The sequence below is a fragment of the Alcanivorax sp. HI0083 genome, from assembly GCF_001635175.1.
The window spans coordinates 1-1,470 of the sequence record NZ_LWFX01001520.1; the positions used below are offsets into that span (position 1 = coordinate 1).

The window sequence follows — 1,470 nt, forward strand, 5'->3', positions numbered from 1 at the left end:
ACCTCAATTCTGGTGTCCACGGAAAACGGCAGCCGGAAGGAACTGCGCACGCTGGTGCGGGAAATGGAAGATGAGCTGCTGGCGCTGGGCGCCGGCAAAGTGGAATTCATCGGCCTGCCGGAAGAAGAAATGGCCATCCAGGTGCCCACCAGCACCCTGCACGATCTGGGCATGACCCTGGGGCAGATCGGCGACAAGGTTCGCAGCTTCAGCCAGGACACCCCCGCCGGCACCGTGGGCCGTGACGACGCCGCCAAACAACTGCGGGCACTGGGCCAGCGCCGTGACGAAAGGGCGTTTGCCGAATTGCCCCTGATCACCACTGCCGACGGCCAGCAGCTGAGCCTGGGCGACGTGGCCATCATCGAACGACGCCCCCGGGATGATCAGGCCACGCTCACCTTCGAAGGCAAACCTGCCATCGAACTGCAGGTGATGCGCGGCGAAGATGACGACATGCTGGACCTGGCAAAATAGGTCCGTGCATGGGGCGCCGAGCACAAAGATTCGCTGCCCGCCGGCGTCAAAATGACGTTCTATTTCGAAGCCTGGAAGCACGTGCAGGAACGTATTTCCACCCTGCTGTGGAACGGTATTTCCGGGCTGGTGCTGGTGGTACTGACCCTCTACTTCTTTCTTAACTCCCGGGTGGCCAGGTGGGTCACGATTGGTATTCCCGTGTCGTTCATGGCCACCCTCGGAATACTCTGGGTGTTCGGCGGCACCATCAACATGATCAGCCTGTTCGGCCTGATTCTGGCCCTGGGCCTGATCGTGGACGACGCCATCGTGGTGGGCGAAGACACCCTCACCCATCTGCAGCAGGGCGAATCCGCCCAGCGCGCGGCCCTGGGGGGTGCGCGGCGCATGTTCTGGCCAGTGGTGGCATCGTCCACCACCACCATCGCCGCCTTCCTGCCGCTGGGCATGATGGGCGGCGCCATGGGCAAGATCGCTTTCGACATTCCCTTCGTGATGATCTGTGTGATCCTCGCCTCCCTGATGGAATGTTTTCTGGTGCTGCCCGGCCACCTGCACCACAGTTTTCGCGGCATTGAGGTCAAGGCCAGTGGCCTGCGCGAACGCATCGACGCCGGTTTCAATCGTTTCCGGGATGAGCGCTTCCGCCCCCTGGTGGAATGGTCCATCGACCACCGCAAACTGGTCAGCGTGTCGGCCGTCTGCGCCTTTATTGTCGCCCTGTCACTGGTGGCCACCGGCTGGCTCAAGTTCACCTTCTTCCCACCGGTGGATGGCGACCAGCTGCGTGCCGTGGTGGAGTTTTCCTCCGGCACCGACAAACAACAGGTGGACAACTTCCTGGCCGAGCTGGAACACACCCTGGAAGAAACCAACGAGGAACTGGGCGGGCATCTGGTCCACACCATCATCAGCCACCACGGCGCCGCCGCCGGCTTCCCCAATATCGGCGGGCGCCAGGACAAGTTCGGTGATGAATACGGCACCCTG

Annotated in this window: 1 pseudogene; it reads left to right on the forward strand. The window is 62.4% G+C overall.

The annotated features are described in order from the left end of the window. Positions 1–12: 12 nt before the first annotated feature. Positions 13–1,470 (forward strand): annotated as a pseudogene (locus A3754_RS22895) (efflux RND transporter permease subunit); the annotation flags it as partial.